The 21,543-nt window shown below is 40.0% G+C and carries 26 protein-coding genes; 9 read left to right on the forward strand and 17 right to left on the reverse strand.

All coding sequences use genetic code 11. From position 1 onward, the window contains the following. Positions 1-33 precede the first annotated feature (33 nt). Both CRG89_RS05945 and CRG89_RS05950 read right to left on the reverse strand, forming a co-directional pair. On the reverse strand, positions 34-765 hold the full coding sequence (locus CRG89_RS05945; RefSeq protein ID WP_148695151.1) for a hypothetical protein: 732 nt from the start codon (positions 763-765) through the stop codon (positions 34-36). A gap of 13 nt (positions 766-778) precedes the next feature. Continuing rightward, positions 779-1,411 carry a hypothetical protein gene (locus CRG89_RS05950; RefSeq protein WP_103287377.1) on the reverse strand — a complete coding sequence of 211 codons (633 nt, stop codon included), beginning with the start codon at positions 1,409-1,411 and terminating at the stop codon, positions 779-781. Between the two features lie 298 nt (positions 1,412-1,709). Here CRG89_RS05950 and CRG89_RS05955 point away from each other — a divergent pair, with 298 nt between their 5' ends. After that, positions 1,710-2,951 (forward strand): nicotinate phosphoribosyltransferase, encoded by a 1,242-nt coding sequence (locus tag CRG89_RS05955; protein ID WP_158648753.1) that lies wholly within the window; start codon positions 1,710-1,712, stop codon positions 2,949-2,951. Here the strand turns inward: CRG89_RS05955 and CRG89_RS05960 are convergent. Beyond that, positions 2,948-3,322 carry a hypothetical protein gene (locus tag CRG89_RS05960; RefSeq protein ID WP_148695150.1) on the reverse strand — a complete coding sequence of 125 codons (375 nt, stop codon included), beginning with the start codon at positions 3,320-3,322 and terminating at the stop codon, positions 2,948-2,950. The genes CRG89_RS05955 and CRG89_RS05960 overlap by 4 nt on opposite strands. Positions 3,323-4,047: 725 nt before the next feature. Further along, the gene (locus CRG89_RS05965; RefSeq protein ID WP_103287380.1) at positions 4,048-4,353 is read right to left on the reverse strand and encodes a Rieske (2Fe-2S) protein; all 306 of its coding nucleotides are present in this window, start codon (positions 4,351-4,353) and stop codon (positions 4,048-4,050) included. Between the two features lie 37 nt (positions 4,354-4,390). Here CRG89_RS05965 and CRG89_RS05970 point away from each other — a divergent pair, with 37 nt between their 5' ends. The 3 genes from CRG89_RS05970 to metG all read left to right on the forward strand — a co-directional run bounded on the left by CRG89_RS05970 (position 4,391) and on the right by metG (position 8,468). Continuing rightward, on the forward strand, positions 4,391-5,632 hold the full coding sequence (locus CRG89_RS05970; protein ID WP_103287381.1) for an adenosylhomocysteinase: 1,242 nt from the start codon (positions 4,391-4,393) through the stop codon (positions 5,630-5,632). 149 nt (positions 5,633-5,781) lie between these two features. Next, the gene (locus tag CRG89_RS05975; protein WP_103287382.1) at positions 5,782-6,714 is read left to right on the forward strand and encodes an MBL fold metallo-hydrolase; all 933 of its coding nucleotides are present in this window, start codon (positions 5,782-5,784) and stop codon (positions 6,712-6,714) included. Between the two features lie 38 nt (positions 6,715-6,752). After that, positions 6,753-8,468: a methionine--tRNA ligase gene (gene metG / locus CRG89_RS05980; RefSeq protein ID WP_103287383.1), complete on the forward strand. Its 1,716-nt coding sequence runs from the start codon at positions 6,753-6,755 to the stop codon at positions 8,466-8,468. A 26-nt stretch (positions 8,469-8,494) separates the two neighbouring features. Here metG and CRG89_RS08790 read toward each other — a convergent pair whose 3' ends face one another. Continuing rightward, positions 8,495-8,656, reverse strand: a complete 162-nt coding sequence (locus CRG89_RS08790; RefSeq protein ID WP_158648754.1) for a hypothetical protein — start codon at positions 8,654-8,656, stop codon at positions 8,495-8,497. A 53-nt stretch (positions 8,657-8,709) separates the two neighbouring features. On the opposite strand from CRG89_RS08790, the gene CRG89_RS05985 reads away from it, so the two are divergent. Both CRG89_RS05985 and CRG89_RS08795 read left to right on the forward strand, forming a co-directional pair. Then, positions 8,710-9,258 (forward strand): nicotinamide-nucleotide adenylyltransferase, encoded by a 549-nt coding sequence (locus CRG89_RS05985; RefSeq protein WP_103287384.1) that lies wholly within the window; start codon positions 8,710-8,712, stop codon positions 9,256-9,258. Positions 9,259-9,288: 30 nt separating this feature from the next. Beyond that, positions 9,289-9,426: a hypothetical protein gene (locus CRG89_RS08795; RefSeq protein WP_158648755.1), complete on the forward strand. Its 138-nt coding sequence runs from the start codon at positions 9,289-9,291 to the stop codon at positions 9,424-9,426. 398 nt (positions 9,427-9,824) lie between these two features. Here CRG89_RS08795 and CRG89_RS08800 read toward each other — a convergent pair whose 3' ends face one another. After that, positions 9,825-9,965, reverse strand: coding sequence for a hypothetical protein (locus CRG89_RS08800; RefSeq protein WP_158648756.1), 141 nt, complete (start codon positions 9,963-9,965; stop codon positions 9,825-9,827). Between the two features lie 78 nt (positions 9,966-10,043). Beyond that, positions 10,044-10,157: an ATP-binding protein gene (locus CRG89_RS08805; RefSeq protein WP_231911527.1), complete on the reverse strand. Its 114-nt coding sequence runs from the start codon at positions 10,155-10,157 to the stop codon at positions 10,044-10,046. A gap of 993 nt (positions 10,158-11,150) precedes the next feature. Between CRG89_RS08805 and ilvC the strand changes: the two genes are divergently transcribed. Then, complete coding sequence (gene ilvC / locus CRG89_RS05990; RefSeq protein ID WP_103287951.1) at positions 11,151-12,170, forward strand: ketol-acid reductoisomerase; 1,020 nt, start codon at positions 11,151-11,153, stop codon at positions 12,168-12,170. Positions 12,171-12,265: 95 nt separating this feature from the next. Here the strand turns inward: ilvC and CRG89_RS05995 are convergent, their stop codons facing one another. The 3 genes from CRG89_RS05995 to CRG89_RS06005 form a co-directional block, all read right to left on the reverse strand. Beyond that, positions 12,266-12,604, reverse strand: a complete 339-nt coding sequence (locus CRG89_RS05995) for a hypothetical protein (RefSeq protein WP_103287385.1) — start codon at positions 12,602-12,604, stop codon at positions 12,266-12,268. Positions 12,605-12,786: 182 nt separating this feature from the next. Continuing rightward, positions 12,787-12,990, reverse strand: a complete 204-nt coding sequence (locus CRG89_RS06000) for a hypothetical protein (protein WP_103287386.1) — start codon at positions 12,988-12,990, stop codon at positions 12,787-12,789. Positions 12,991-13,122: 132 nt separating this feature from the next. Beyond that, entirely contained in the window at positions 13,123-13,557 is a 435-nt protein-coding gene (locus CRG89_RS06005) for a cobalamin B12-binding domain-containing protein (protein WP_103287952.1), read from the reverse strand. 102 nt (positions 13,558-13,659) lie between these two features. Between CRG89_RS06005 and CRG89_RS06010 the strand changes: the two genes are divergently transcribed. After that, the gene (locus CRG89_RS06010) at positions 13,660-13,998 is read left to right on the forward strand and encodes a muconolactone Delta-isomerase (RefSeq protein WP_103287387.1); all 339 of its coding nucleotides are present in this window, start codon (positions 13,660-13,662) and stop codon (positions 13,996-13,998) included. A gap of 137 nt (positions 13,999-14,135) precedes the next feature. On the opposite strand, the gene CRG89_RS06015 is transcribed toward CRG89_RS06010, so the two are convergent. From CRG89_RS06015 to CRG89_RS06040, 5 genes are all read right to left on the reverse strand, one after another. Then, positions 14,136-14,546: a hypothetical protein gene (locus tag CRG89_RS06015; protein WP_148695148.1), complete on the reverse strand. Its 411-nt coding sequence runs from the start codon at positions 14,544-14,546 to the stop codon at positions 14,136-14,138. Positions 14,547-14,881: 335 nt separating this feature from the next. Continuing rightward, positions 14,882-15,070, reverse strand: coding sequence for a hypothetical protein (locus CRG89_RS06020; protein WP_103287389.1), 189 nt, complete (start codon positions 15,068-15,070; stop codon positions 14,882-14,884). Between the two features lie 19 nt (positions 15,071-15,089). Next, positions 15,090-15,323 carry a hypothetical protein gene (locus CRG89_RS06025; protein WP_148695147.1) on the reverse strand — a complete coding sequence of 78 codons (234 nt, stop codon included), beginning with the start codon at positions 15,321-15,323 and terminating at the stop codon, positions 15,090-15,092. Positions 15,324-15,400: 77 nt separating this feature from the next. Beyond that, positions 15,401-15,604, reverse strand: a complete 204-nt coding sequence (locus CRG89_RS06030) for a hypothetical protein (protein WP_103287391.1) — start codon at positions 15,602-15,604, stop codon at positions 15,401-15,403. 854 nt (positions 15,605-16,458) lie between these two features. After that, positions 16,459-17,466 (reverse strand): uroporphyrinogen decarboxylase/cobalamine-independent methonine synthase family protein, encoded by a 1,008-nt coding sequence (locus CRG89_RS06040; protein WP_103287953.1) that lies wholly within the window; start codon positions 17,464-17,466, stop codon positions 16,459-16,461. A 48-nt stretch (positions 17,467-17,514) separates the two neighbouring features. On the opposite strand from CRG89_RS06040, the gene CRG89_RS06045 reads away from it, so the two are divergent. Then, positions 17,515-18,897 (forward strand): hypothetical protein, encoded by a 1,383-nt coding sequence (locus tag CRG89_RS06045; protein ID WP_103287393.1) that lies wholly within the window; start codon positions 17,515-17,517, stop codon positions 18,895-18,897. Between the two features lie 23 nt (positions 18,898-18,920). Here the strand turns inward: CRG89_RS06045 and CRG89_RS06050 are convergent, their stop codons facing one another. Continuing rightward, positions 18,921-19,931 carry a uroporphyrinogen decarboxylase/cobalamine-independent methonine synthase family protein gene (locus CRG89_RS06050; protein ID WP_103287394.1) on the reverse strand — a complete coding sequence of 337 codons (1,011 nt, stop codon included), beginning with the start codon at positions 19,929-19,931 and terminating at the stop codon, positions 18,921-18,923. A 65-nt stretch (positions 19,932-19,996) separates the two neighbouring features. Continuing rightward, positions 19,997-20,902: a methylenetetrahydrofolate reductase gene (locus CRG89_RS06055; RefSeq protein WP_103287395.1), complete on the reverse strand. Its 906-nt coding sequence runs from the start codon at positions 20,900-20,902 to the stop codon at positions 19,997-19,999. Between the last annotated feature and the right edge of the window lie 641 nt (positions 20,903-21,543).

A 21,543-nucleotide genomic window follows, 5' to 3' on the forward strand; every position in this document is an offset into this window, starting at 1 on the left:
ATTCTTTAAAAATAATAAAAAGATTGTATATGCTTAGCGTATGCTCTCTGCTATCTTGAGCATCTCCTCTACTGGGAATGTTGACTCGATAGTGTAAAAAGTTCTATCCTTCTCATGGTAGAATGTTACAAAGCCTGCCCGTACCTCACTAAGCTCTTCAACAACCTTCTCACTCTTATCTCCATCATTTATTATAAATACGTTGTAGCCCTTCATAGGTTCTCTAGCACTACCTACATGCCCATTAACCTCTATCATCCTTACCAATGGTATAGTGCTCTCTGGCTTATCTATGAGTTTGGCAGCATCTGGTATAACACTATTGTATGATTCAATATCCTTCTTGAAGTATTCAACTGGATCATTGATAACCATCTGAGCATATTTATCACCATTCTTTGCTGCCTGCTCTAAATCAGTCACAAGTATAACTATAACATCCTTTGGATAACCTAGTTGTACTCCATGACACATCTCATACTTTGCATAGTATAATGCAACTCTATTATAAACTGGAGGCAGGGAGTATGATAATGCATCTACTACTTCCAGTCTGTACCCTTCAGGAAGATACGTTGGTTCCCTTACTGGGAAGTTAAGTTTAACATCATCTAGAGATTTTGGATCGCATCCATATAAATTAGCATCTGCACTTACATTGGTTGATGTAGGCAGTAATACACTATTGCTACCATCTATAATTGCTAATACCATTACCAACAATGCTGATACTATAACTGGTATTACAAATACCATAGATCTCATAATACAATCACCTCTACTCATATGGATATGGTATCCATATATCTTGATCATTGGTGCACTCATCGGTAGTGTATGTCCTTGGACCTGTACCAACTTTGTCTATCTGAGCATTGCCAGGGGCATTGCTGTACTTTGCAAGCCAATCAAGTACATATCCTCCAGTACTTGAGCATTTGTAGTTATTGCTCTCGCTGAAATACCTCCAATCCCTTATATTCCAATCATAGAACTTCAACTGATCAAACAATCCTGGCATATCGCTAACTCCTACGCTATACAACTCTTTTGATCTTGCATTGCTTCCTGCAGCTGTACCATTAGTCAGTTTTGGATCAAAGCACCAGTTGTATGTCTGCCCATAGGTTGATGCTGTCCAACAGTTACTATTAACTGCGTTCTGTCTTACAGTAGCATCTATCCAGGTTTGGGATGATACATCAACAGTTAGATTATGAACTGCTGCTGGATAGCGTGAATCACCAACATACACTAGTGATAACTTCCTTATAATGTTACTACTATCCTTATATGCTAGCCAACCAGCACCTATAGTACCTTTCTTATCCTTATTAACTAGATAAACATAAACCATATAATCCCTATGTCCAGCAAAACCCTGTGTACTTATATAAGGAGATGTTATCATTATTTACCTTTTGCACCTCCCACTCCTAGATAGTCAGTAGACACCCCATTGGATGAGTCATACGATGCAGCATTAGCAGTTACAACACTTGCTGCTGTTACTACTGTCATGATAATACTTATTATTGCTGTTTTTATTAAATCTTCCTTCATTAGGCTAAGAAAGTAGCAGGTGATATATAGTAGATTAGTAAATTATACAGATAAATCAATGAGATTAAACTACTATTGTTGGTTAATAGACATGTATGCTAATTATATTGGTTTTTAACCAACCTTCTCCTTCTACTACTACACATATGACTATGGATGCTGCTGATAAGCATAGTGATCTGAAGGATAGGCTATTCTGGATTGCTAAAGAAGAGGAGATAATACAAGGCAAGACAACTGATGTGTACTTCCTCTACACCCAGCAGGTTCTAAGACATGTAGGGAAGAACCCTAGAGTTACCATAGAGGTGTTTGCAAGGCACCTTCCAGTAGAGGGTAACTGGGGTATAGTGCTTGGCATATACGAAGTGGCAAAGTTGCTTGAAGGGAGGAAGGGTGTCAACGTAAAGGCTATGGAAGAGGGTGAGATCTTCCAAGTATCACCAACAGTTTATGAGCCAGTGCTCCAGATAGAGGCTAACTATTCAGATATAGCAGTGCTTGAGAACCCAATCCTAGGATTCCTCTGCTCATCATCAGGTATAGCAAGCAAGGCAGCAAGGATAAGGCTTGCAGCAGGAGATAGGTTGCTCTTCTCCTTTGGCACAAGAAGAGCACATCCTGCTTTAGCACCAATGATAGAGAGAGCAATATACATAGCAGGGTTCGATGCTGTATCCAACACGCTTGCTGGTGAACTTATGAATATAAAGCCTATAGGTACCATGCCACATGCACTTATCCTTGCATTTGGTAGCCAGAAGGATGCTTGGAAGGCCTTCGACTCTTCAATGCCAGAGGATGTGAAGAGGATAATGCTCATAGATACGCTCTATGATGAGAAGGCTGAAGCAATAATGGCTCTAGAGTTGTTAGGCGATAGGCTGTATGGTGTTAGGCTTGATACCCCATCAAGCAGAAGAGGTAATAGGAGGAGGATAATAGAGGAGGTTAGATGGGAGTTGAGCATAAGAGGGGGTAGGCATGTTAAGATCTTTGTATCTGGAGGCTTGGATGAGCAGGAGATAGAAGAGTTAAGAGATGTGGTTGATGGCTTTGGTGTTGGGACTAGTGTTAGTGCTGCTCCTCCAGTTGACTTCTCATTCAAGGTGGTTGAGGTTGATGGTAGAGCAATAGCAAAGAGGGGTGATATGGCTGGTAAAAAGCAGGTATACAGGCTAGGCTATAGGGATGTTGTAACACTTGCAGGCTCTGAGGCGTCTAGGAGGCTTGAGGAGCAAGGATACAGGATGCTACTTAAGGATCTTATAGTTGATGGTAGAATTGTGCAGAAGTTTAAGAGTGTTGAGAGGTTAAGATCTGAGGTTATGAGTAGGTTGAATGAACTTGCTAGGGAAGAGGAGAGGAGCGTAACATGGCTTTACTAGATGTAGTGAGCCCTTATGTGTATGCTTAGGATATCAGCATACTCTGTAGTGTAGTTGCAGTGTGGGCAGATGAGTAGACCTTGAGCCTTATAGGTATTGTTAGCATCCTTACTTTCTTCATTGCTACTACCTTCTATGTATAGTGTAACCTCCCTTCTAGGATGATCAACATACATTGAATAGTTAACCCTTCTCATGCTCATGAATGATCTTATGGCTGAGCATAACTCCTCTACATCAATATGGGCAAGTTCATCCAACATTATCCTATCTTGCTTGAGTGCTGGTATAGCAGGGAGATGCTCAGCAACATATGCAGCAAGGTCTAGCATGAGCCTCTTCCTATCCTTGTTTACAACTATGCTAATCATAATTATTATACATGCTCTGAAGCATATCTTAACCTTACTATCGAAGCCTAGATACAAAAACAACATAGAGTTTTGTAGATACGCTATGATGCCTATATGCTGCATTTTGTGCTATCCCTTTTATGCCCTGCTTTATCACTCATCTATAGCAAATAAGAATAGGTCCTGTCTCAGCGTCATTATACAGTAAATGCAATCTCTACTGTATGCTCTATACCTTTCTCTATGTTAATATCTATGCTACTAAAAAACTTGCTTAGACCTTAAGGAAGCTCGCTAATAGGTTGTAATTTATCATCCAGCCTATCGCTTGCTACCACCTATTGGAATAGGTTTGCCATGGAGTTGAATCCTAGTAACTTTACTGGTATAAAAGAGTCCTACTGTAATTATATGCATCGTATTACTGAAATGAGAATGTCAAGATAGCAGTAACTGTGTACAATCTAGACGAATGATCTATGCATATATGTTGGATTTATCTTGACAATCCCCACTGAAACTCGCATCTCTTCTGACTTTGGTTATTGTATCTTTCATGCCAACAGTCATTAGAGTATACGCTTCTACATAGGATGGTGTGTATATATTGCTATACCTGTCTGCAACCTCAGTACTAGTCATTCTTTGCCAGCATTAGAAATATTTAGTTTTACTGTATTGTGTAAGTAATAATTAATCTAAACAAAGATGATTCCAATTCTACTCTGTATGATTCGTTACAATCACAACTCAACGTATATCTCATCCCCTCTAACCTCAACCCTATAGGTCTCAAGCCTTACACCCTTTATATGATCTAACAACCTTCCATCCTTAACATTGTAATGCCATCTATGCATGAAGCACTCAACAACCTCACCATAAAGGGTACCATCAGCAAGTGGTGCATCCTGATGCCTACAGTAAGCCTCTGTAGCATAGTAATTGCCATTAACGTTGAATACTGCTATATCCTTCCCGCTTATTCTAAACTGCTTGCCTCTGCCTATGGGTATCTCATCCTTCCTTGCTACCCTGAAGAGTGGCATATGAAAGGTTTAATATGCCATTAATAAAACCATTCGCATGCCTAAGGTTGCAGACCCAAGACTTGCAGATAAAGGAAGGTTAGCGTATGAGTGGGCTAGTAAGCATATGTCCATACTTGCTAAGAGCATAGATAGGCTAAAGGATGAGAGGCCATTGCATGGCATAAAGGTAGCATTCTGCCTCCATGTTACAAAGGAGACATCAATGCTTGTTATGGGTGCAAAGACCCTTGGGGCGGATGTGAGCCTTTGTGCTGCTAACCCATTGAGTACACAGGATGATGTTGCAGCATTCCTTGCCTCCCAAGGTATAGATGTTTATGCATGGAGGGATGAGAGTATGGATGAATACTACTCTTGCATAAGATCCGTACTTGCAAATAGACCTGATACCATAACAGATGATGGTTCTGATATGCATGTACTCTACCATAAGGAGTTCAAGGGTAAGAGCAACTACAAGCCTATTGGGGGTACTGAAGAGACAACAACTGGTGTTATAAGGTTGAGGGCATTGGCAGATGAAGGGCAACTAGCCTATCCTGTTATAGCAGTTAACAATGCATACACTAAACATCTATTCGATAATAGGTATGGTACAGGGCAGAGCACGATGGATGGTATATTGAGAGCAACAAGCATACTCCTTGCTGGGAAGGTAGTTGTTGTGGCAGGGTATGGATGGGTTGGTAAGGGTATAGCAAGTAGGGCAAGGGGCATGGGTGCTAGGGTTATAGTTACAGAGGTTGATCCAATCAAGGCTTTAGAGGCACACATGGATGGGTTTGCTGTTATGCCAATGGATGAGGCAGCAAGGTATGCTGATATCGTAGTTACTGCTACTGGGCAGATAAACGTTGTTAGGCAAGAGCATATCAAGGCTATGAAGGATGGTGTTATTCTTGCAAATGCTGGGCACTTCGATGTTGAGATAGATGTTAGATGGCTTGAGAGCAATGCTAGGGAGAGGAGAGTTGTTAGGGATAACCTTGAGGAGTACAGGATAGATGGGAAGAGCATATATCTAATAGGCAAGGGTAGGATAGCAAACCTTGTTGCTGCTGAGGGTCATCCACCAGAGGTCATGGCTCTATCATTTGCAAATCAGTTGCTCTCAATAGTGTATATAGTGAAGAACCATGCTATGATGAAGAATAAGGTGTATGGTGTACCAGAGGAGATAGATAGGCAGGTTGCGATCAATGCTCTAGAGGCTATGGGTATAAGGATAGATGAGCCTACTAAGGAGCAGTTGGAGTATGCAAAGAGATGGTTATAGATAGATAGTCATTAAAAGTAATAGTAAGAAAGGAAGGAAGTTAGGAAAGAAGGAAAGGAAGTAGGTAGATAGATAGGTAAGTAAAGTAGGCAAGGAGTTAAATAGTTGAATGGTTATGCTATGATCTATTAATGGTGGATAGATGAATAATGATACTCAATAGCATAGATATTGATCATGGTAGAGGCAAGGTATACCTTGTTGATACAGTTGCTTTAGGGAATGTAAGGGCAGTAGCATGCTATCTCATAGTTGATAGCACTGGCAAGGTAGCACTAGTTGATACTGGCTATGCATCAAGCATAGATGAACTGCTCAGATCCCTTGCTACATTGAATATAGGCACCAAGGATATAGATTGGATAGTGCCAACACATCTCCATCTAGATCATGCTGGTGCTGTTGGGCATATAGCTAGAGGTAGTAAGGGTAAGGGTAAGATAGTTGCACATGAAAGGGCTGTTAAGCATCTCATAGACCCTAGCAGGTTGATAGCAAGTGTGAAGCAGGTGTTTGGGGATTATGTAGAGTCATTCGGCTATCCTATAGCTGTTGATCCAGAGAATAATACAATAATAGGTGTAAGCAAGGGTGGTGAGCATACAATCAACCTAGGCAGTGTTGAGTTAAGATGTGTGACTGCAGAGGGGCATGCACCACACCAGATAGCAGTATACATAAATGGTAGCAAACCTATGCTTATCACTGCTGATTCTGTAAGCATGCTCTACCCAGACTATCCATGCTACATACCTACAACCCCTCCTCCATCATTCGATGCTGATGAGGCAATAGCAACTGTTGAGAGGTTGAGTAGTAGGCTAGATGTTGAGATGCTCTTCATGCCACACTTTGGTATAAGCAGTGAGCCAGATGCTGTATTCAATGCAACTATAGAGGGTATCAATGAGTGGGTTGGTATCATAAGGCAGTTACTGAGCGAGGGCTACTCACATAAAGCAATAGAGGATAGGATGGTAGAGCATGTTAAGTATAAGAAGAGTGGCATGTCTCCTCCCTCCTATATAATCAACTCAATAAGGAATAGTGTTAAGGGCATAATAACCTATCTTACAAGGTGATCTATTGGTTTATTTAACGTATTTGTGCTATATGGGGTATGAATAATAGTAGCAATAACAGCAATGAGAGGAAGAGGGTAATAGTGACCAGTGCACTCCCATATGCTAATGGAGAGATCCACCTAGGGCATGTAGCATCAACCTACCTTCCAGCAGATATAATGACAAGGTACCTTAGGCTCAAGGGTTATGAGGCATACCATGTATGTGCTAGTGATGACTTTGGCACACCAATACTTATAAAGGCTGAGCAGGAGGGTAAGAGTCCAGAGGAGTATGTTAAGCATTGGCATGATAGGGATGAGCAAGACTTTAGAGCCTTTGGTATCTCATTCGATATATTCCATAGTACAAGTTCTAAGGAGAATGTTGAGTTCGTGCAGAGGTTCTTCCTCAGCCTCTACAGCAAAGGCTACATATACGAGAGGGAGGTTGTTCAATACTACTGCCCATACGATAAGAAGTTCCTGCCAGATAGATACGTTATAGGAAGGTGTCCATACTGCAATGCAGATAACCAGTACTCAGATTCATGTGAGAACTGTGGTAGGGTACCAGAGCAGATCCTTGAGCCCAAATGTGCAATATGTAAGAGGGAGCCTGTAAAGAGGGCTAGCATACACTACTTCTTTAGGCTATCTGCATTTGCTGATAGGCTCAAGGAATGGCTCAACACCAATGGTAACCTACAGCAGGATGTTAAGAACTATGTGCTTAGATGGATAGAGCAAGGGTTACAGGACTGGGATATAACTAGGGATATAACATGGGGTGTTAGGATCCCTATAGATGGTGAGGGTAAGGTACTCTATGGCTGGTTCGATAACCACCTATGCTACATATCAACTGCACTACTCCTAGCAAGGATGAACGGGCTTGTAGATGATGATAATGATAATGCAAGAGAGTTCTGGAACTCAAGTATAATATACCACTTCATAGGCAAGGATATAGTATATCATCACTACCTCTTCCTACCTGCCATGAGGCTTGGTGATGGGAACTACAAACTCCCAGACTACATACCTACTAGAGGGCATCTCATGCTTCAAGGGCAGAAGATCTCAAAGAGCAGGAACTGGTACATAAGCCTTAGGGAGTTCATAAACGCATTCAACCCAGACTACCTTAGATTCTATCTAGCATTGATAACGCCATACAGCCAAGAGGATCTTAACTTTGATTGGGATGAGTTTGCATCAAGGGTTAATACTGAGTTGATAGACAATATTGGTAACTTCATAAATAGAGCACTCAACCTTGCAAAGAGGTATGGTGTATCAACTATCCCAACTCAGTACGATGATGGTGATAGAGAGAGCATAAATGCTATAAAGCATATAGCGCAAGATGTTGGCTCACTGATAGAGAGGAATGAGATAGATAAGGGCTTGAGGAGGATAGTTGCATTTGCATCATACTTCAACCAGTACTTTCAGAACAAAGAACCATGGGCAAAGGTTAAGAGCCAAAGTAAGGATGATAAGGCAAGTGCACACAACTGCATATACATATCTGTTAATGCTGTAGCATCGCTAGCAGTACTCCTTGAGCCATACATACCATTCTCTGCAGAGAGGATATGGGAGCAACTTAAGATGCAAGGTTCTATACACGAGCAGAGATGGGACGATGCATCAAGGCTCATGGTAAGAGAAGGGCATATTGTTGGTGATGTAAAGCCATTGTTCAAGAAGATAAGTAGAGAGGAGATTGAGGCTCAGAAGAGCAGGTTAGGCAAGCATATAGCATAATGATCAGTTGTTAAGCATCATGTTGTTTATGCATCTATTCCTAACCTCGTAGAGTCCTCATCATACACCTTATCTCTCATCATCCCTTTGATCCTCTCAAGATTAGCCTTATGCTCATCACTACCAACATGCTCATCAACAATTGCATCATCAATCTCAATATTGCATATGTTACACTTCACAATCATAACTACCATCCCTTGAATGCAACTTTTATTTATTTCCAGTAGAGAGTTGATATATGGAGAGGGCTTTGATGATAGGAAGGTTCCAGCCATTCCACAATGGGCATCTGATGCTTGCTAGAGAGGCACTCAAGGAGTGTGATGAACTTATAATAGCAATAGCAAGTGCACAGTTCAACTACCTAGAGAAGGATCCATTCACTGCTGGGGAGAGGGTATGGATGATACATGATGCTTTAAAGGATGAGTATATTGATGGTGGCAAGAGCATGATTGAGAGATGCTACATACTTGCTATACCAAATGATGAGAATAATGCTAGATGGTATGCCCATCTAAGATCTTATCTTCCTCCATTCCACCTCGTATATACAGGGAATGAGTATGTAGCGATGCTCTTGAGCAAGGAAGGGATGAGGGTCAAGGTCCCAAGGTTATTCAACAGGGATGAGTACAATGCAAGCAGGATAAGAACGTTGATGCTTGAAGGGAGGGAGTGGAGGCACCTTGTGCCAAAGGCAGTTGCTAAAGTTATAGATGAGATCAATGGAGTTGAGAGGCTAAGGATAATTGCTAGGGCTGAGAGCAGACCTCAAGAATGGTAAGTGTAATAATACATTGATGTATAGATAGATATGGATAAGGTTAGAGGGATTAGGGCATGTCCTATATGCCCATTATGCAATGGGAGGAAGTTCAGGATAGTTGCTAGATATGATGATGGTAGTGTTATGCTTGAGTGCTTAAGATGCTCAAATAGAATACTGGTATGATTTCAACTTGTTTATCAACGATTCCTGGCAACTCATTAGCATAACCTTATCTCTGTAGGTCTTTCATGCCTTTATCTGCCTAGCAGTACTAGCATCTATTCGATTATAATGAAGCACTTTTGCTATCTTGGTTATATTATTAATTCTATCCCTAAAGAATTCTATTGTAGGTTCAAACTGTCTTCGTTAATAACTATCAATGCATCATAGTGAGATTGTATTCTTATACAATTCAACTCTGGATTGCTGCTATAATAATCTAACACATAATTAGTTATACCTTCTTACACGAGCATCTTCCTACATATCTCCTTTACATATCTATAATCATTAGAAGTAGGATCTTCTAGTATATACACTTCACTCCTTCTCATGTACCTTCAGTTATACGGCTTATCCTAATGGGTCTCTCCCATCTCCAATGCTATAGTGAGATCCTCTTGTGGTATCCCTTCCTCTTCCGTTACCTTCAACTCCTCAGTTATGTAACCATGGTTCTCTTCATCATACTTAAAGAGATAAGCACTTAGATGGTCCATAGGCAGGTACTCATCCTCTATATAGCCTAACTTTCTCCAAGCGCATCAATAATGTTAAACTCTTCTAGGAGAATACCACTATGAGTTGTGATGAGTACTTACACCACTCCTAGCAAGCATTGCCAAGAGCCTTGCAACATTCCTCTGTAGTCTTGGATAGAGGTGTACTTCAGGCTCCTCAAGTATCAACATGCTATATGGCCTTACTACATATAAGATACAGAGCAAGAGGAGCAAGTTCAGCTATGTCAGATGCAGCCTTCAACTGGGATAGATAATCCACAACTCTTATACATGAACTCTGCTACAATACCTCTTTTATCACTAACATAAATATCTATGCTGCAAGTATATGATTATCAAAAATCTATTATTTGTCCGAATTCTTTAGGTATCTTATAATTACTGTGATAGTATTCGTCTGGTAAACGTATCAATTCTGCTAGGAAATCTGCAGATGTTCCTGTGAGTCGTGGCATCTCTTTAGATAATACTGGTACCTAGCAGAGTACTCTATGATTGCACTTGCACGGCCCTATATCTTGTAATAGTCAGAACGTGATGCAGACATATAACTGATCTGTGATGATACTAATATTTTATTATGTATTATGTATTCTATCGTTAATACCTTTTCTGATTTGGATATTCTGCCAGGTTTTATTATATTTTCATCTCATCGATACTCTCAATAGCAACAAATCTTCTAGTTAGTAACTTTATTTATTATTGAATCTACATCGCCACAGTTACTACCTCTATGTATATCATCTAGTACTCTCTTATGGAAATACATTTAATTGTAATAGTTTTGTTTAGTTCTTATCTTTTTAAACGTTTTATTATTCATGCTTCTGAAACTATTAATAAAGTATTCTGAAGATCTACTTATTCCCTTGTACAATGCATATAGAAGCATAGCAGTGTATGACTTGCCAGAGCCATTAGGTTCTATGAATACAGTTAATGGTTTGATCTCAACGCTGCCCTTAATAAGAGAACCTAAACCCTCAAACTCAACATTACCTTTGCTTACAGTTCTGGCAGTCTTGTAACAGCACTAACTTGCCTATCCTTACTTAAATTCATTTATTTATACTAGGGTATCTGCTATAGGCTGCCTATTGGTTGGTCTGCTAAGGCAAGGCAATTGGTATTAATAGGCTCTACTGCTATGCTATGGCAATGGCTACAAGTAAAGCAACACAATCAAGCAGAGTAGCAAGGCAATGGGTTGATGATCAAGTATCTTTAGAGCCTATAAGGAATGAGACAGTAGCAGTTCTAGGCTATGGGATACAGGGCAATGCTCAGGCAAACAACCTTAGAGATTCAGGCATAAATGTGATTGTAGGGTTAAGGAAGGGCAAGAGCTATGAGCAGGCAGTGAAGGATGGGCATGATGTAAGATCTGTTAGCGATGCTGTCAAGGCTGCAGATATTATAATGGTCCTCATCCCAGATATGGAGCAGGCTAGAGTATACAAGGAGGAGATAGAACCTTATCTGAAGGATGGTAAGGCGTTATGCTTTGCACATGGTGCTGCCATACACTGGCGATGGATAGTTCCTCCAAATGGTGTAGATGTATTCATGGTTGCACCAAAGGCACCAGGACAGAGGCTAAGGGAGCTCTACCTTGAGAACTTTGGTACTCCAGCACTTGTAGCAGTGGAGCAGGATGCTACTGGTAGGGCATGGGATAGATGCTTAGCAGTAGCAAAGGGTATAGGATGCACAAGAGCAGGGGTTATAGAGACTACATTCAAGGAGGAGGTTGAGACTGACTGGTTTGGGGAGCAGGTTAACCTGTGTGGAGGTGCGCACTCCCTAATACTTGCTGCATTCGAGACGCTTATAGAGGCAGGTTACAGACCAGAGGTAGCATACTTTGAATGCTTGCATGAACTGAAACTCATAGTTGATCTGATCCAGAGGTATGGGATAACTGGGATGTATGCTAGGGTAAGCGAGACAGCAAGGTATGGAGGCTTGACTAGGGGACCTTACGTTATAGATGCTAGCGTAAAGGCAAGGATGAAGGAAGTGCTCAAGGATATACAGGAAGGAAGGTTTGCTGAGGAGTGGGTTAGCATATACAAGAAGGAGGGCAAGAATGCATTTGAGAAGTACATGAGAGCATTGGAGGAACATGAGATTGAGAAGGTTGGGAAGAGGATAAGGTCAATGATATGGAGAGAATGAGCACTTCTTATACTCCCATATAATTTATTTTATCTTCCTTAGCAGAGTCTTTGGTACATCTAGATCTATCACAGGTTGTGAGTTTATTACATATATTAGTTCGCCAAACGGGTCACTTCGCTGATCTCTCTATTGATATTATTATGAGTTTCATCCTTCGTTGCTCCATTCTCTAAACTGTAAATATTCCAAGCATCAACCACAGATCTGCTTATACTTACATCAGTAGCATAATCTAACAGCTCTGAAGGGTCTGGTAGCGGTATAATAGGAAGACCTTTGAGTTCTTTAGGAGTATGGACAGCAAAGAGTGTTGTATGAGCAGTTTGGTATATAGTCATATTAACTACTACTTGCTTTGCATTGATTATTGCATAGGATGCATCATCTTCAGTTATATTTTTCGCCAGATCATAATCAACATCATTACTCATATAGAAGATCCTTCAGTATACTAGCAGCAGGGATCAATCTTATCCTTACTAATAATAGAATGATCACAACTTATATGTCATATTCGAGGAAGTATGGGTTTAAAACTCCCTAACATAAAGAAATACACTATCGTATGTATTATGTATTACTATTTTCTTCCTATTTACTTTCTTATATATATTTATATGCTAGAAAACATTGCCTTGAACCTACTCCATAGAGATCTGAACTCATCCTCGCTTATCCTATCATCGTAGAGTGCATCGTCAAGAGTATCTATGAACTGCCTCACCATATGCAACCTTCTCTTGAATGCATAGTATGAGTAGATGCCAACTACTCCACCTATTATAGGCGATGTGTATGTAAGCAGGGTATCGATCATACCATATCTTCACCATCCTACTATAAATCAAGTAAGGTTAATGATCCATACAGATAGATAAGCAGTGGTAAGAGTAGCAATAGTAGTATTGATGCAGATAACATCTATACGTAAGAGGTTTATAGCAGAGCCTTACTTATTCAATCTCTTCTTCCTTACCTCTTCACTAATGAACTCTATTATCCTGCTTAAAGGTGTGCCAGGGCCAAAGTTTCCCAATATACCTTCCTTCTCAAGTAGAGGCTTATCCTGCTCTGGTATTATGCCCCCTCCTAGTAAGATTATATCATCCCTGCCCTTCTCCCTTAGAAGCTTAGCAACCCTTGGGAATAACGTTAGATGCGCTCCATTCAAGAGGCTCATCGCTACAACGTCCACATCCTCATCTATTGCCATCTTCGCTACCTGCTCTGGTGTGCAGAATAAGCCTGAGTATATAACCTCCATACCAGCGTCCCTAAACGCTCTAGCAAGCACAAGGGCGCCTCTATCATGCCCATCAAGCCCTAGTTTTGCTACAAGTATCCTTATAGGTCTCTTCTCTTTCTCCTGCTCTTGCTTCTGCATATACATTGCATCACTTGTATGGTATATATCTCTTTATTAGGATAAGAGCTTATATAATACATGGATGAATAAACTTAAATCGTTAATACTTGTAATATTCTTATGCTCTACCTAGTGATAGATAGGGTGAGGATAAACTTCGAGCCTACAGATGTCTCGCTGGCACAGTTGAAGATGCTTGCACAAACATTCAAGATGTATGAGGATTACAAGGCTGCAGGGAAGTTGAAGGCTGCTTATGCATTTGCTGATACACCTGGAGGAATAAGCATATGGGATGTTGAGAACAATGAGGAGTTGCAGAGGATACTCTTCCTCCTCCCTAGCATGCCATTCATGGAGAGAGAAGTTAAGCCATTAACAAGCATGGAGAGTGTAAACAGTATAGTTCATGAGTTGACAGAGATAGTTAAGAGTATGCCAAGCAAGCCTAGTGTGTAAAACATCACTAAATTTTATTTATAAGCAAATAAGCAATACTATGCTTGGAATGCATCATGTTGCGTGAATATGATCTACTAAGAATAAACCTGAAGATAGTTAATGGTGTCTTATAAATCAGTTATTATGCTATCTACTCATGTATAGATGTCTAACCTACTAGTAGCACTATCCCTATCATCACATCCAATCATACCTACCATCTCCATTCTCATCAACTCAATGCTATTCATTGCTATATCCTTCATGTATAATGTGTAGAGCTTCTGCTGTAGTTGGAATAACGCTATGAACATCTCTCCATATGTTGGCTTATACTCATTGAAGGCTCTATACAATGCATCGTCTAGGATGTTGAATAGTTCTTGAACCTTAATTGCACTTGGTAGTGCATTCTTGCTAGTATGAGGGTAATACTTTCTATCATCATCCTTAATACCTACTCTATCTGACTCATGCTCATATCCATAACCACAGTCATGCTCATTAACAGACTGTTTACAACAGTTTTCATCACAATTATTGCATGTGCAGTTAGATCTTACCATTGAATATAGTATTATGGGGTTCATAATTAAGAATAACTAGGATATAACAGATTACTATATCTTATTTCTATCTATTCGCTCTATAATTATTTATATAATTTGGTGATGATACTGTAGATTGATGGGAGAGGGTATTAATAATAGTGTTGGTTAATAATCATAGCATGTCTATGCATGTATTCATGCAAGAATTACCAACTTTCACCATAACTATCAAGTAAGCATATTCCCTCTTCCCTCTACTCTCCATCTAACAAATATATATGATCATTCAACTGACTCATCTACAGGATAAAATAAATATTTGATATTCGTTACAATAACTTTCAACCATTCTAGCCATTACATGTATAGTCATCATCAGATCTGCTGCTAGCATGAACGTTAATATCAATAACCAACTTGTCCAAGTATGCTAAGATAGATGCTGAGTTGACATCATATGTTCTAACCATTCTCCTTATATCATGTTTGAGTATTGCAATCTTTACATCCAATGGTGAGTACTTTGGACCATGTACCATATTAATCGCCAACGTAACACTATCTACTTATACCATCATAGAATTTATTGCATTCCATTATCCTATTATGTATATCAGTTGATAGATATGAGACCCATGATAATGCATCATCTACAAGCATGCGAGTATTTGGATCTGATGATCTTGCAACGTATCTTAGTATTGATTGGAGATGAAGTAAGGCATTACTCCATCTAATCAATTGTGATTCTGGTATTGTTGCTATATGCTCCTTCATACATATCAATTCCATAATCACCCATAATTATTGTATTGTAGGTTGTTGTTACAATGAGTAACTGATTGATTAACTAAATAAAGTGATAGATACTATTTACTGCTATTGTCATTAACCTTGATCCTCTTCAACATCCATCTAGCAGCTCTCTTCTTCTTTACAAACTCTCTTGCTCTTCTGCTCCTATATTCAAGAGCAGAGATCTTCTCATCAAACTCGCTCCTATTAGCCTGAATATACATATAAGCCTCAAAGAATGGATTGCCATTTGTACTTGTAAACTTGATGCGCTTCATATGATTTAAATTACTAAAATCTGGTTATTAGCAGATTCTTTCTTTCGTTCTTTCTCTATAGTTATTCTTCATGCAGCATGAATGTAATATTCATAGTTATGGTTATCCTTAACTCTATCATAGGCATCTTTAACATTAACTTACTCCGAGCCTTCATATCTAACTGACCACTACAATAGAATGGTTGATTAATGGCTTGAACCAATATAATCACGCGATGATGAGACCTGGGGTAGTAGAGCATGAGCGATGATGCAATAACGATGGTCTCCTGAGCATAATTCTTATATAATATTGTTTATTAGTTAATAAATAAAGAGAGGAAGGATATCTATCGAGGTATTATCAGCTCTTTCTATGCCTCCTAGCATATATCAATCTTAATGCAAACATTGCTCCTGCTATACCCATTATACCAGTAACTACCTTCACAACACTGAATGATATTGTAAACTCTTGTATCCAACCTCTGTGCTTAGTACCGCTCTATATGTACCTATAGTATTTGTATCGCATCCTACACCTTTGACACTCTCCATTGTAGGAGATTCTCGGTTTGTTACCCTGAAGGGCTCATCCTACCGAGTTCTGGGCTTTGCAACCAGCCCCTGCTATGTACATATAGCCCATAGCCCGCTTCTTCCTTTTTCCTTCTTTCTTCTTGTCTTACTTCTTTAGTTAGTTCTCCTCGAGTTGGCGACTCGCCAAATACTATTTCCTCATATAAGTATTTAAATATATGGACAATTCATCCCCATGGTTAAAACCGTAGGCTTTCTTGTCAAGTATTATGTAATTTCTAATATAGAAAAAGCAACAAACGTATAAGAATTACTAGTATTATTCTTTGCAATTCAACTGAATGCCTTCCTTGCAAGTTCAGCACCCTTGACCATGACCCTCAACTTCTCTACCGCTATACTCCTGCTCCTTGTTCTAAGCCCACAGTCAGGGTTAACGTATATATTCTCAGCCCCAAGTATGTTTGCTGCATAAACTATCCTATCCCTAACCAGTTCTGGACTCTCTATATCATCAACATGCACATCAACAACACCCAAGCCTATCTCCTTGCTGTAGCCATACTCCTTGAACTCTTTAAGCACTTTATAGCCCCTCCTGGAATCATCGTCTAGCCCAAGGTTCCATGTATCCCTGTTTGCAAACTCCAATGCGAACTGTTGAGCATTTATATCCATTGCATATGGTATCAATGCTCTATACTCATTCCCACTATAGCATATATGCACTACAAACTTTGCATCTATACCCTTTGTGCACTCATTTATAGCATCTACAGCAATCCTCATCTCTGATGGGTGTGTGGTCATTGCAGGCTCATCTATCTGGATGATCCTTGCACCATGATTAACAAGGTCTTGAATGAGTGGTCTTATCATCTCCCTTGCAATATCCATTACAAACTCCTCCTTGCTGTTGTAGAACTCGTTGTATGACCAGTCAGCAAGAGTATATGGACCAGTTATGGGTATCTTTACATCCTTCCTTGCATGTGTCTTGACGAAGAGGAACTCGTTAAGATGGTAGTTGTTCTTCAACGCTACCTTTGCTACACATCTAGCCTTCTTGTAGTACTTGTTATCGAAACTTCTTACCTCCCCAGCAAATATGAAGCCTTTTGCATACCTTATAGGATACTCATACATCTCTACTCTCCTAACCTCACCATCATAAACCACATCAAGTCCTATATCCTCCAGCAACCTTATGTTGATGTAGGCAGCATCATTCCTAGCCCTCTCCTTATCCTCCTCACTTACCTTGTTATGCTTAACGTAGTCAAGTAGCCATGATGGTTTCTTGAGCGAGCCTATCTCTTGACATAGGAATAGCATTGGCATGGATGCTTCTCTCACATGCTATAAAATAAACTTATTGCTATAATAGCCATGTATAACTATTTCAACCTCCTCCTCCTACTATATGTGATGGTACTCTTTAGAAGAAAGGGTAAGGGAGATCAAGGGGAGGGTAGAGGTAGAGATAGAGAAGAGGAGGATGTTAAATCTCAACACAAGGATCGATCCTATCTGGAGGTAAACCTTGAAGGGTTGATGGCAGTGCTTGATAGATTGGATATGGAAGGTAGTGGTAGTAGCAAGAGTATGGATAATACATCTAATGTTAGAGAAGCCATAAAGATTGCTAGGAGGTTTAACCAGCATATAGACTCATTGAAAGGTATATCTGAGGGCTTGAGGAGGAGAGTGGTAAGGGATGAGCTCACTCTACAATTAAAGGGCATAGTAGAGAGGGCAAGGGATACTATAACAAATGTTATAGTTGAGGTTAGCAAACCATTACCTGAACCAGAGGGTGTTAACGATATAGCACTTATCTCTGATAAGGCTAAAAGGATGCTGAACAGGATAGGCGATGCCTCAGGCTCCCATAGGAGGATACTATACGAGTTCTTCCCTGCTGAGGCTAGAGCATTGAAGGATATACTCATTGCAATGAAGAGGGATGTTGATGTGCTTGATAGTATTGCAAAGAGCATAGATGAGCATGCATCATCACACTCAAGGTGCAGGGATAGAATTGTAAGGCTTATGCAGATGGAGCAGGAGATCAATGCCTTTAATGTAAAGATGAAGGAGATGAGGGAAGAACTTGATACCCTTGAACAGGAGAGGGCAGAGGTTAAGAGGATGAGGGAAGCAATACTCAAGACTAGTGAGTATATAGAACTTGAGAGGATCATCTCTAACGCAAGGATTGAGTATGATAGGCTCCTAGCAGATGTAGCAAGGGACTTCTCTAGGCTGAGTAGAGCGATAAGCAAGTATGCATATGAGATAGGGTTTGAAAAGGAGAAGTATGAAATGCTCAAGGCTGTTATGGATGAACCAGCAAGGTTGAAGGATGTTAATGCAGATGTGATGAGAGATGTACTTGGAAGGGTGAGCGATGGTATAGCATCTGGAAGACTGCATCTGAAGAACCCTGATAAGGATATAGAGAATGTGTATAGTCTAATGGATAGGCTTGAGTACTACATAAACAAGTGCAAGGAGTATGAAGGGATCATGAGTATCTACGGTGGGAGGATCATGCCATATAAGGATAGGCTTAAGATCATTGATGGTGATCTTGAGCGTGTTGAGAGGGAGATGGGGAGGGTAAGGGGTATGCTTGAGGAGTATAGCAAGAGGGTTGACTCCCTCAAATCAGCTATGGATGTAGAGGTTCAACAACTTACAGATGAGATATATAGGATTTATGGATTAAACGTTAGGATAACTTGCTTAAAGCACAGCCATACTCCATAAATAAATTTATGATTATGCTATGGCTATAGGATTAAACCATTCTGTTTAGCGGTCAATAACCTAGCTATCTTGCCTAGCAAGCTGACCTTCTTAACAGCAAACTTGTAAGGCAGGTACTCAAGGCTGTTATTTGTAGTAAGTATTATATGCTTAACATCAATCTTACCAAGCATGAAGTCCAATGCACTTGCCATACTCTTAGCCTCCTCCATCCTTGTGTTCATTGCATCAACTATACCTATAACAAGATCCACATCAATGTTGTAATCAATTAGGGATGTTAGTTTCGTGCTAGATGTATCTATACCTAGCCCATCAACCTTCATATCTAGCAGTTCATCGAATATACCTGCTATATTACCAAAGTAGAAGTATATGTACACCTTACTACTAACACCCTTCTTAACCTTGCCCATGACATCCTTTATTAGTGCAAGTCTATCCTTAATCTCTGCCTTCTCTTTACCATTAAAGTCATATGCTATAGATGGTGCATTAAACTGTATTATCTCAACCCCTTCCCTAGCAAGTTTCTTTGCCTCAGCATTGAGCATATCTGCTACTGCAAATATGTAATCCTCATAACTCCTGTAATACCTATTCTCATTAAGCATGGTGAATGTGTATGGATCTGGCAATGATGCTACCTTCCTATCCTCCTTCATCAGATCTAGAGCAAGCATGGACTTTGCTATGCTACCATATCCATCCAACTCATCATGAACTATCAACCTCCTATAGAATGTGTTGGTCTCGAAGAACCTGTTCAATGGACCAAGCGAGATACCCTTTACCCTTGCAAATGGCCTGAATATATCATCCCAGTCTATCATTGGATCTGCTATATAGGTTAGCCCAGCACGCCTCTGTACATTCATCCATGACCTCTTGCCCTTCCTGAACAGCTCTGCTAGGTTTGGATGGTTCTTCCTTGTTGCTGTAACTAGGAGTTGTGATCTAGGATATATGCCTACAGCATAACTCTCTATACCTGCCTCTGATGGGATACCTTTGCTCTTACCTTTAACCATCATCCCTCACCATTAGGGGGTTAATACACTCAGTAGAGGCATCATCCCTACTTATTCTCTTAATATCTTCACTCATGCTTCCATCCTCCATTTTCACCCTCTTTTTCTTTATACTCTACTCCTACGGTATCACTTCCCCTTTGCACGGTGCCTCTCTGATATGCTTTACCATACATCACTCTCTTAAGGATATTTATACCATCATTAAAACTATTTGGTGATGTTATCATAACCTCCCCACATAGGCTGTATGCTTCAAGCACAAATGACTCTACATCATGCTCATACCTACTCCAATCAAGGTTTATACTTGATGCACTTGCCTTGTTCTTTGGAGATGGTACCATTATACATGGCACTATACACATATTATTAGCCTTTACCCTATCGGCAAGAGATACTAAAGGCTCAAGCGAGGAGAGACTCTGCGTTATCAGACCATGGGGCTCTGCACTGATCTTCCTGTTCAACTCATCCTCGCTGTAGTTCTCAGCATCTATCGAGAGGTATAACCTTATATGCTTGGAGAAGCCATGCTCGTTCAGGAATTTAACAACGCTACTGGGCTTCAATGCAGAGTCTATGCTTGAATGCCTTGGCTCATCACCCTTGATCACAAGTAGGCCATCTATGCCAGCAATTATCGCATCTGTAACAAGTTGAAGGATAGCATTAGTATTCCTATCTCTAACCCTTATGCTACACCTTGCCCTCAACTTATGCTTCTGCACTATCTCTCTTCCTATGCTTATACTTGAGAGTCTTGGGATACCAAGTACTGAATCGGTAACGTGGATCATATGTGCTAAGCCATAGAGCATCCTTACCCTACAGTAGAACCTTTCAAGATCACTACTCAACGATTGTAGATCGAACCTCTCCCTCTTGGGTGTATTGGGATCATTATAATTGCTATTGCTAAGACTAGCCATTATCCTTGGCGGGTTCATCTCGTATGTTATCTTCATCCTCATCCTTATGGTGCAACCAATGGCTAACGCATCCAACTATATAATGCTTAGTGCATCCACAGATAGGGCAACGCCTTCTTTCTACCTTCATACTATAGGTTGAACATCACTACTTATTAGGGTTTAACAACCTAATGGGTAAGATGGAGGCTATTATATACAATATAATGGCTAAGAGCCTGAATGTAGTAAATCTTGGTATACAATATTGCTACTAACCAGATATTAATTAGCATATTAAAAGATATACTTACAATAATAACATATTCCTCAATGGCAAAGGAGTTTAGGTTAGAATAGTTATCCATCAAATACCTACCATATGTAGATGTTGAACCTTGAACCAACCACACCAAGCATGCCCACCATAGACTAGCATAACCATGAACTATCCTCTTGAATTATAGGTTACACCCTTCCATGTCATTGGACATTACACAATCACGTTGAATGAATCCTCAATTGTATTATGTACTGAACGTATCTTGCCTAGAGATAGTATACTATCACTACCCCTTATCTGAAGACTGCTCTGAACTATAGTATTTGTAGACCAATTATCCATACAAGCCTTATCCTGTTTGCACTAGCCATTATCAGTAGATGTTGCTATTAGTAAGCGTGTTTAGTTATTCAATGTTAGC

This window comes from Candidatus Nitrosocaldus islandicus, from assembly GCF_002906215.1.
Classification (GTDB): domain Archaea; phylum Thermoproteota; class Nitrososphaeria; order Nitrososphaerales; family Nitrosocaldaceae; genus Nitrosocaldus; species Nitrosocaldus cavascurensis.